We start from the raw sequence: 9,518 nt of genomic DNA, 5'->3' as shown, positions 1-9,518 counted from the left end.
CCGAAGCCTGGCGGAAGGCGAGCCAATCACGATGCTGAAACCATCGACTGGAGAGCCGTGTGCGGGAGAACCGCACGCACGGTTCGGAGGGCGGGGAGGCTAAGCCTTCCCGACCCCTATCAGGGGGCGCTGCGGCGCCGCCTACCCCTCGGCATCGACGGCAATCGGCAATCGCCGGTCGAGCAGCGTCCGCCAGCGCACCAGCACCGGTGCATCACTGTGGCTCACCCCCCCCAGCAGGCCGCGCAGCTCCTCGCGGGCCGCCTCGTCATTGGGATCGATCAGGGTCAGCCACAGCTCCAGGGCGCAGAGCTGCTGGTGCAGGTTGCCATCGTTGCGAGCCTGGTTCAGGGCCTGCTCGGCCAGCGCCCGCACCTCCTCGCGGGAGTGCCCCAGCCGGTGGCGGACCCACGCCAGGTGCAGGGCCAGCTCCGGCACCAACAGGGTGGTGCGCTCCCGGGCGATCAGCAACGTCTGGTCGAGGTAGTCCTCAGCCCGGGCCAGCTCACCCAGGGCGATGCAGGCGTCCACGTACCACAGCGCCGGGCGCTGGTAGCGGTCGCGGCCGGTGACCTCGGAGAGCTCCTCCAGGGCGGCGTCGACCTGGGCCAAGCCGTCACGATCACCCGAGAGCGCCCGCTGCCAGCCGAGCACGGCGCGGGCAGCGATCTGCCACAGGTGCAGGTCCGGGGTACTGGTCAGCTCGAAGGCGCGCTCGGCGCGACTCGCCGCCAGGTGTACATGCCCGAGCTGGCGGTAGAGCGCCGAAGCATAGAGCAGCGCCATGGCCAGACTGCCGGGATGATTGATCTGCTCGGCGAGGCGGATGGCCGACTCGACCTGATGTTCGGCGCGACGGTAGTCGCTGCGCAGGCAGAGCGCCCAGCCCTGGAAGCAGGCCGCCGCCACCTGGGGGTGGTCGGAGAATGGTAGCCACTCGATCATCATCGGCACATTGAGCGGGTCGATCTCCTCGAGGTGGTCGTAGGCCTGGCCGATGCGACCGGCCCAGTATTCGCAGCTGGCCCGGGCATAGTCGGCGAGGCGCCGGTAGCGCGGATCATCGAGCTGCGCCGCCAGATCGGCCAGCCGCGAGGCCAGCGAGAAGGCATCGGCGTGAGCGTGACGCTGGCTACACCCCACCCAGAGCCCCCAGTTGACCAGGAAAGCCTGTTCGCAATCGGCCGGCTCGCCGCCGTTGCCGGCGAGCAGCTCCCGCGCCCGGGCGAAGCTCTCGTGAGCGGTCGGCGAGCCGTGCCCCTCCAGTGCGAAGGCGGCCTGACCGCGCACGGTGAGCAGGCTGATCTCGCGCTCCTCCTGGTCGTCCACGTGGCGCAGGGTGGCCAGGCCGAAGTCGGCCATCTTCAGCGCCGTGCGGTTGGCACTGACCTTGAGGGCCTCACGGGCGGCCAGCTCGAAGTAGCGCGCCCCGCGGGCATACTGCCCGCTGCGCCGCAGGTGGGTGGCGAAGTCACCGGGGTGCCGGCTGATCCACATCGGGAAACGCTCCTCGATCAGCTCGACCACCTGGCGGTGGATACTCACCCGTACGTCGCGGGGGCAGGAGAGGTAGGCGGCCTCCTGCAGCAGCTGGTGGGTGAACTGGAACTCGCGTCCGCCCTCCTCGCCTTCGGCCGGCTCGATGATCTCCAGCCGGCGCATCTGCTCCAGGGCCTGGGTCAGTCGCGGCATCTCCCAGCCGCTGCACTCGGCGAGGAAGTCGAGGCGGAAGCGCCGGCCCAGCACGGCGGCCACGTGGGCCACCGCGCGGTCACCGTCGAGCTGGTCGATGCGGCTGGCGAGCAGCCCCAGCAGGCCACGAGGCAACTCGTCGAGCTGTACGCTGCGTCCCTCGCGTCGGTCCATGTCGACCCGCCGGCAGATCTCCTGCAGGTAGAGCGGCACGCCGTCGCAGCGTTCGATGATCTGCCCCCGCAACCGCGGGCTGAGGTGCAGGCGGTAGCGGCGCGCCAGATGCGATAGCAGCCGCGACGATTGCATGGCATCCAGCCGGCCGAGGGTGATCTGCTGGTCCCAGTGAAGCCGGGCCGGCAGCGACTCACGCCCATGGTGGCTGGCCACCAGCAGGAAGGCGCAGTTGATCGGCAGCCGGGCCTGCAGGCCGGCCAGCACCTTGAAGGAGGGTTCGTCGAGCCACTGCAGGTCGTCGATCATCACCACCAGCGCGCGCTCGCGGGTCAGGGTGACGATCAGCTGATGCAGCACCCCCACCACCAGTTCCACGGCCTCGCCGCTCCGGGTCAGCACCGACATCTCGTCGGGCTCGCGCACGCCGAGTGCCTCCTCGAGGAGCTGCCGGCGCCGCTCGTCGAGCGCGGGCGCCCCGATCGTCGCGAGCAGGCGGGAGAGGGTCTCGGCGTCGATCTCGCTGCCCAGCCGCCAGCGCAGCAACAACCTTGCCACGCCATAGGGCTCCTGGACCGAGAGCCGCGTCGTCGGTTGCCAGCAGATCGCCGCGTCGCGGCTCTGCTCCAGCTGACGGAAACCGACCATCAGTGCCGACTTGCCCATCCCCGAAGGGCCGCGCACCAGCACGCTCTGGCGCAGGCCGATACCGGCCCGGGCCAGGGCATCCCGCAGGGTGCGCAGCGCCGGCTCGCGACCGATGAGGCTGGGCGGCAACGCCTCGCGCCCACCTTCGTTTGCACCGAGGACGAGCGCGCGAAGGCGTACCCGGCCGTCACAGGCCACCAGCCGCGACGAGAGCCGAGGCTGCAGGTCGAGTGCCGGCGGCATGTGCTGGCTCGCCTCCTGGGAGATCACCAGCTCGCTGCTCTCGGCGGCGCTCATCAGGTCCAGCGAGCCCTGGGTCACCTGGCCCATGGGATCGACCATGTGGCGCTCGGGCAGGTAGACGACCCGTCCACTATTGAGGCCGGCGGCGAGCTCGATGCGCGGCGGCTCGCCCTCCCCGGTCCAGTGACGGGCCGACTCCTCGGGCAGCATACGCCGGCAGTGCTCGAAGAGCGCCACCAGCTCGGCCAGCTGGTGGGCCGGGCCATGGGTGCCGAAGCAGGCCAGCCCCAGGCCCCCGGAGGCGCCGGGCAGCCAGAAGCCCCCCAGGTGATGGCACTGCTGCTCCAGCCAGCGCATCAGCTCGAACTGCAGCGCCAGGCAGGCCCGGGTCTCGGCCCGCGAGGAGAGGTCGCCCGACAGGCGCAGGCGAATCGCCATCACCGAGAGCTGGCGCTGCTCGATCTCGTCCTCGCGCAGCGGCGCGCTGTCCGCCGCCAGGGTGCGCGAGAAGCCGTTGTGGGTACCGAGCCCACGGCCCTCGGACTGACCATCGGACCAGTAGCGGGCCAGCTGCAGGAAGGCCGGCTCGGGCTGCTGCCCGGAGAGCGCCAGCAGCTGAAGGTAGGCGTTGTACTGCTCGTGGGCCGCCGCCAGCTGCCCCTGCTCGGCGAGCTGGTGCACCAGCCGCTCGTGGAAGGGACCGTAGCCGGGAAAGCGGCTGACCAGGGCCTGCAGCAGGTGGTCGGGAATCGGATCGTGCTGCTCCAGTACGGCCTCGGCGAAACGGATCACCCGCTGACGCCATTCGTTGCGCATCTGCACCAGCCAGCGCTGGAACTCGGCGCAGGCCGAGAGCTGCAGCTCCTCCACCAGGTCGCCCTGGTAACTGGTGAGCAGGGCCTCCAGAGTGGTCACGTCGCGCGGCCCCTCGAGCAGCGCACGCACCTCGTCGAGGTCGAAGTGCCAGCTCGGCGGCAGGCGGAAGGCGATGGTCTGGCGCGACACCACCAGCACCTGATCGGCCACCTCCCCCAGCGACTGACGCAGGCAGTGCAAGGCGTGACGCAGGTTGGTGCGCCCCGACGACAGCCCCTGGTCGGGCCACAGCAGCTCGGCCAGGGTCGCCCGGTTCACCGGCTGCTGGTGCAGCAGCAGGTAGACCAGCAGTGCCTTGACCTTGTCGTAGCTGAACTGGGATATCGCGTCTTCACCCAGGGTCAAGGAGAAATGGCCGAACAGCGCCAACTGATCCGGTCCCTTGGTGTCAACGACGTCGGAAGAATCCCGCATCATGATCGATCCTGCGTGGCAAAAGCGGTCGCCTCTTCTCAGGCCGGCACGCCGCTGTGGAAACGAAACACCGTATCGGGCGTGGCGATCAGCTCCCGTTCGCACTCGGCGAAGAAAGCGACGCGTGACTCGATGGGCGCCTGGGAAAAATGCCGGGCCAGCATCAGATAATCCTCGTAGTGGCGTCCTTCCGACTTAACCAGAGTGCGATAGAACTTGGCAAGTTTGTCATCGAGGTGCGGAATCAGCCGTGCGAAACGCTCGCAACTGCGCGCCTCGATGAAAGCGCCGATGATCAGGATATCGGCCAATCGCTCGGGGTCTTGAGCCCGCACATGACGCCGCAGCCCCTCGGCATAGCGCGACGCCCCGATGTGCCGGTAGGTGATACCGCGCTCCTCCATCAGGGTCACCACCTGCTCGAAGTGCAGCAGCTCCTCGCGGGCGAGCTGCGACATCTTGGTCAACAGCAGCGGCTGGTCGACGTAGCGGTAGAGCAGGCTCATGGCCGTGGAAGCCGCTTTCTTCTCGCACTGCGCATGGTCGATCAGCAGCAGTTCGGGGTTCTCCAGCGCCCAGGCGACCCAGGCATCGGGAGTGCGACAGGCGAGGAAGTCGAGCAGGCCGGGGGGCAGCAACCTATCGGCGCCGGGCGCTTCCCGGGACTTGCCCATGGGGGCGGAAGAGGTCTCTTGCATGGTCATCGACTCGACAGGGGGTTCAGGAGAGGGTCGCATCGTGGGCGCGGCGCCGCTCGGCGGCCTCCGCCAGGGCCGCGCTCAGGCGCACATGCAGCTCGCCGGCATCCAGATCGGCGAACGCTTCCAGGGGCGCCAGGCCATAGCGGGACAGGTCACGGATCCGCTCGCGCCCCACCCGCAGCAGTTCCACGGCCCGCGACAGCGGCGGCTGCTCGGGCCGGACGCGGATACGATGGCGGGCGAGCTGGGCCTCGAGGCGCTCGCCATCGACCAGGCGCAGGTAACGTGCCGCCACCGCCTCGCGCAGGGCATCGAGTTCGGCCATGCGCTCGGCTCGCTGGGGTGCGGTCAGGCCGAACCAGTCGCGGATCTCGTCGTCGCCACGCTGGCAACCGCGGCAGACCCGATCGCCCAGGGTGGTGGAGCAGAGCCCGACACAGGGCGACGTGATGGTGGCTCCCATGAACACCTCTCCGTTGATACGCCGCCAATGGTAACGCGGGCGGCCTTTCGTGACATCATGTAGCGGCACCGATATCCCGCCGACCAAAGTTCAAGAGCCCAACCACGGGGCTCGCTTAACATTGTCGACAGTTTCCCGTAGAATCGCGCCACCCAGTGACTACGGTTGTTTCACCCGCCGAGGCACTCTTTTCGCCGATCTTCATCGCCGTTTCGAGCTGCCTTGGGCAACACAACAGATGAGGGCCCCAACGTGCTTGAAGCCTATCGCCAACATGTCGAAGAACGCGCCGCCGAGGGCGTCCCGCCGAAGCCCCTGAATGCCGAACAGGTCGCCGCACTGGTCGAACTGCTCAAGAACCCGCCGGCCGGGGAAGAGGAATTCATCCTCGACCTGCTGACCAATCGCGTTCCGCCGGGCGTCGACGAGGCCGCCTATGTCAAGGCCGGCTTCCTGACTGCCGTCGCCAAGGGCGAGGCCGAGTCCCCGTTGGTCGACAAGGTCCATGCGGTCAAGCTGCTGGGCACCATGCAGGGCGGCTACAACATCGTCTCCCTGGTCGAACTCCTCGACGACGCCGAACTGGCCAAGGAGACCGGCGAGCAGCTCAAGCATACCCTGCTGATGTTCGATGCCTTCCACGACGTGGAAGAGCGTGCCCGCGCGGGCAACGCCGTGGCCAAGGACGTCATCCAGTCCTGGGCCGACGCCGAGTGGTTCCTCTCCAAGCCCGCGCTGGCCGAGAAGATCACCCTCACCGTCTTCAAGGTGCCCGGCGAGACCAACACCGACGATCTCTCTCCCGCCCCGGACGCCTGGTCACGCCCCGACATCCCGCTGCACGCCAACGCCATGCTCAAGAACGAGCGTGACGGCATCGAGCCGGAAGTCCCCGGCACCACCGGCCCGCTCAAGCAGATCGAGGAAGTGAAGGCCAAGGGCTTCCCGGTCGCCTACGTCGGCGACGTGGTCGGCACCGGCTCCTCGCGCAAGTCCGCCACCAACTCGGTGCTGTGGTTCTTCGGCGACGACATCCCCAACGTGCCCAACAAGCGCGCCGGCGGCTTCTGCTTCGGCGGCAAGATCGCCCCGATCTTCTTCAACACCATGGAAGATTCCGGCGCCCTGCCCGTGGAGATGGACGTCTCCAAGCTCGAGATGGGCGACGTCATCGACGTCTACCCCTACGAGGGCAAGGTGTGCAAGCACGGCACCGATGAGGTGCTGACCACCTTCGAGCTCAAGACCCAGCTGATCCTCGACGAGGTGCGCGCCGGCGGCCGCATCCCGTTGATCATCGGCCGCGGCCTGACCGGCAAGGCGCGCGAGTCCCTGGGCCTGCCCCAGTCCGACGTCTTCCGCCTGCCCGAGCAGCCCAAGGACAGCGGCCGCGGCTTCACCCTGGCCCAGAAGATGGTCGGCAAGGCCTGCGGCATGGAGGGCGTGCGCCCCGGCATGTACTGCGAGCCGAAGATGACCACCGTCGGTTCCCAGGACACCACCGGCCCGATGACCCGCGACGAGCTCAAGGACCTCGCCTGCCTCGGCTTCCAGGCCGACCTGGTGATGCAGTCCTTCTGCCACACCGCTGCCTACCCGAAGCCGGTCGACGTGGACACCCACCACACCCTGCCCGACTTCATCATGAACCGCGGCGGCGTCTCGCTGCGCCCGGGCGACGGCATCATCCACAGCTGGCTGAACCGCATGCTGCTGCCCGACACCGTGGGCACCGGCGGCGACTCCCACACCCGCTTCCCGCTGGGCATCTCCTTCCCGGCGGGCTCGGGCCTGGTGGCCTTCGCCGCCGCCACCGGCGTGATGCCGCTGGACATGCCGGAATCGGTGCTGGTGCGCTTCAAGGGCGAGCGTCAGCCGGGCGTCACCCTGCGTGACCTGGTCCACGCCATCCCCTACTACGCCATCAAGGAAGGCCTGTTGACCGTCGAGAAGTCGGGCAAGAAGAATGCCTTCTCCGGCCGCGTGCTGGAGATCGAGGGCCTCGAGGACCTCACCGTGGAGCAGGCCTTCGAACTCTCCGACGCCTCCGCCGAGCGCTCCGCCGCCGGCTGCACCATCACCCTGAGCGAGGAGAGCGTCACCGAGTACCTGACGTCCAACATCACCCTGCTCAAGTGGATGATCGCCAACGGCTACGGCGACAAGCGCACCATCGAGCGCCGCATCCTGGCCATGGAGGAGTGGCTGGCCAACCCGAGCCTGATGCGCGCCGACCAGGACGCCGAATACGCCGAGGTGATCGAGATCGACCTGGCCGAGCTCAAGGAGCCGGTACTGTGTGCGCCGAACGACCCCGACGACGCCCGCCTGCTCTCCGACGTCGCCGGCGAGAAGATCGACGAGGTCTTCATCGGCTCGTGCATGACCAACATCGGCCACTTCCGCGCCGCGGGCAAGCTGCTCGAGAAGCAGCCGGCCGGCAGCCTGAAGACCCGCCTGTGGCTGGCCCCGCCGACCAAGATGGACCAGCACCAGCTGACCGAGGAAGGCTACTACGGCATCTACGGCCGCGCCGGGGCACGCATGGAGATGCCGGGCTGCTCGCTGTGCATGGGCAACCAGGCCCGCGTCGCCGCCAAGAGCACCGTGGTCTCCACCTCGACCCGCAACTTCCCCAACCGCCTCGGCGACGGTGCCAACGTGTACCTCGCCTCCGCGGAACTGGCGGCCGTGGCCGCCGTGGAAGGTCGCCTGCCCACCGTCGACGAGTATCGCCGCTACATGGGCGAATTCGACGCCATGGCCGGGGAGATCTATCGTTACATGAACTTCCACGAGATCGAGGAGTATCAGAACGCCGCTTCCAGCGTGATTCCGATCGCCCAGGAAGCCTGATACCCCGGATTCTGATAGAGTCAGGTTCGACTCCGATGCTCGCAACATCGATGGCCGTCGCGCGGCGGCCAGAGCCGATGACCGAAGCGCCCCGACCGGGGCGCTTTTTTTGTGTGCCACCTGGCAGGAGCGTGGCTCCCCCAGGGGGCTCAACATCGGCCTGGTGGGAGCTTGGCTCCGCCGAGCGATTGGCGCCGCCAGGCACCGGGGGGCATTCTCGTACCCAGGTATCGCCTACAGCCGCTTCGCCCAGGCCTCGGTGGCCTCTCGCAACAGGCCATGAACGGCGTGGAATACCTCGGCATCGCGGCGATAGGGGTCGGGGATCTCGCGGCCCTGGCCGTCGTTCAGCCAACGGCCGAGCAGCAGGGTCTTGCCCAGCGCCGCCGGGACCAGGTCGGCGGCGGCCCGGCGCTGCCCCTCACTCATCACCAGCACCAGATCGGCGGTCTCGAGCATCCCGGCATTGAGCTGTCGCGCCCGATGACCGGCCACCTCGAGCCCGTCGGCCTCGGCCAGCGCCCGGGCAGTGGGCTCGACGCCGTGCCCCACCAGCGCTCCCAGACCGGCGGACTCGACGCGTCGGCCAGGCAACCGCTGCCTGAGCATCGCCTCGGCCACCGGGCTGCGACAGACATTGCCGATACAGACCACCAGAATATGCTGGAACATGCTCACTCCATCGAGTTGGGAATCGGAAGATACTGGGCCCCACAAGGCGGAATCAGCGCTCGCGGCAGCGCCAGGCGGCGAGCAGGTTGACCAGCGCCAGGCCGAGCAGCACCGCGGCGATCCAGCCCAGGGTGGCGACCAGGTTGTGGTAGGCGCCGGGGACGTCGTTGGGGCGGAAGGCCATGCCGTACTCTGCCAGGCGCGTGAGGCCGTAGAGCAGCAACGCCAGCAGCGAGAGCGGCAGCGCGAAGCGCCGCCGGGCGAGCCACCGGGTCAGCCGCCAGGGCTCGCGGGGTTCGCGCTTCTTCTTGGCCGCCCGGGGGCGCGCCTTCGCCGCCGGGGCCCGGGCGGGCTTCTTCGCCGGCGCCTTGCGCACCGGCCGTCCGCCGCGACGCGACGCACCGCCTGGCAAGCCACGTGCCAGCCACTGGCCGGTACGCAGCAATAACCAGCCGAAAGTGAAGAACACAGACAGCGCCAGACCGCCCATCACCAGAACATACGCCATGCGGCGACCCTTCGTTCACTGCAAAATGGCTATTCTGCCATATTCGGGCGGGGCGGCGGTGGCCATGCCCGCCATATCGACACCGCCAAGGCGCCTGCGGCGCCAATCGCTCGGCGGAGCCAAGCGCCTACCAGGCGGGGGATTTGCCTCCCTGATAGGGGTCGGGAAGGCTTAGCCTCCCCGCCCTCCGAACCGTGCGTGCGGTTCTCCCGCACACGGCTCTCCAGTCGATGGTTTCAGCATCGTGATTGGCTCGCCTTCCGCCAGGCTT

Annotated in this window: 6 protein-coding genes; 1 reads left to right on the top strand and 5 read right to left on the bottom strand. The window is 68.6% G+C overall.

Features of this window, described 5'->3' with window-relative positions:
• Nucleotides 1–141: 141 nt before the first annotated feature.
• From AC5W54_RS22215 to AC5W54_RS22205, 3 genes are read right to left on the bottom strand one after another with little or no spacing between them, the layout of a single operon-like run.
• On the bottom strand, nt 142–4,047 hold the full coding sequence (locus AC5W54_RS22215; RefSeq protein ID WP_495964278.1) for an ATP-binding protein: 3,906 nt from the start codon (nt 4,045–4,047) through the stop codon (nt 142–144).
• A 38-nt stretch (nt 4,048–4,085) separates the two neighbouring features.
• On the bottom strand, nt 4,086–4,745 hold the full coding sequence (locus AC5W54_RS22210) for a MiaE family protein (RefSeq protein WP_495964277.1): 660 nt from the start codon (nt 4,743–4,745) through the stop codon (nt 4,086–4,088).
• A 22-nt stretch (nt 4,746–4,767) separates the two neighbouring features.
• Nucleotides 4,768–5,211, bottom strand: a complete 444-nt coding sequence (locus AC5W54_RS22205; protein ID WP_495964276.1) for a DUF1289 domain-containing protein — start codon at nt 5,209–5,211, stop codon at nt 4,768–4,770.
• A gap of 252 nt (nt 5,212–5,463) precedes the next feature.
• On the opposite strand from AC5W54_RS22205, the gene acnB reads away from it, so the two are divergent.
• Nucleotides 5,464–8,067, top strand: a complete 2,604-nt coding sequence (gene acnB / locus AC5W54_RS22200; RefSeq protein ID WP_495964275.1) for a bifunctional aconitate hydratase 2/2-methylisocitrate dehydratase — start codon at nt 5,464–5,466, stop codon at nt 8,065–8,067.
• A gap of 234 nt (nt 8,068–8,301) precedes the next feature.
• Here acnB and AC5W54_RS22195 read toward each other — a convergent pair whose 3' ends face one another.
• The gene (locus AC5W54_RS22195; protein WP_495964274.1) at nt 8,302–8,739 is read right to left on the bottom strand and encodes a low molecular weight protein-tyrosine-phosphatase; all 438 of its coding nucleotides are present in this window, start codon (nt 8,737–8,739) and stop codon (nt 8,302–8,304) included.
• 52 nt (nt 8,740–8,791) lie between these two features.
• The gene (locus tag AC5W54_RS22190) at nt 8,792–9,247 is read right to left on the bottom strand and encodes a hypothetical protein (protein ID WP_495964273.1); all 456 of its coding nucleotides are present in this window, start codon (nt 9,245–9,247) and stop codon (nt 8,792–8,794) included.
• Nucleotides 9,248–9,518 lie beyond the last annotated feature (271 nt).

This window comes from Halomonas sp. LMYGS-3, assembly GCF_059509875.1.
The sequence above is the reverse complement of the archived record's forward strand: the minus strand, read 5'-3'. Positions and strand labels throughout refer to the sequence as shown.

What these genes read in the sequence shown, in the direction of transcription:
- AC5W54_RS22190 (WP_495964273.1), bottom strand. Translation starts at nt 9,247, where the DNA reads ATGGCGTATGTTCTGGTGATGGGCGGTCTGGCGCTGTCTGTGTTCTTC.
- AC5W54_RS22195 (WP_495964274.1), bottom strand. Translation starts at nt 8,739, where the DNA reads ATGTTCCAGCATATTCTGGTGGTCTGTATCGGCAATGTCTGTCGCAGC.
- AC5W54_RS22215 (WP_495964278.1), bottom strand. Translation starts at nt 4,047, where the DNA reads ATGCGGGATTCTTCCGACGTCGTTGACACCAAGGGACCGGATCAGTTG.
- AC5W54_RS22210 (WP_495964277.1), bottom strand. Translation starts at nt 4,745, where the DNA reads ATGCAAGAGACCTCTTCCGCCCCCATGGGCAAGTCCCGGGAAGCGCCC.
- AC5W54_RS22205 (WP_495964276.1), bottom strand. Translation starts at nt 5,211, where the DNA reads ATGGGAGCCACCATCACGTCGCCCTGTGTCGGGCTCTGCTCCACCACC.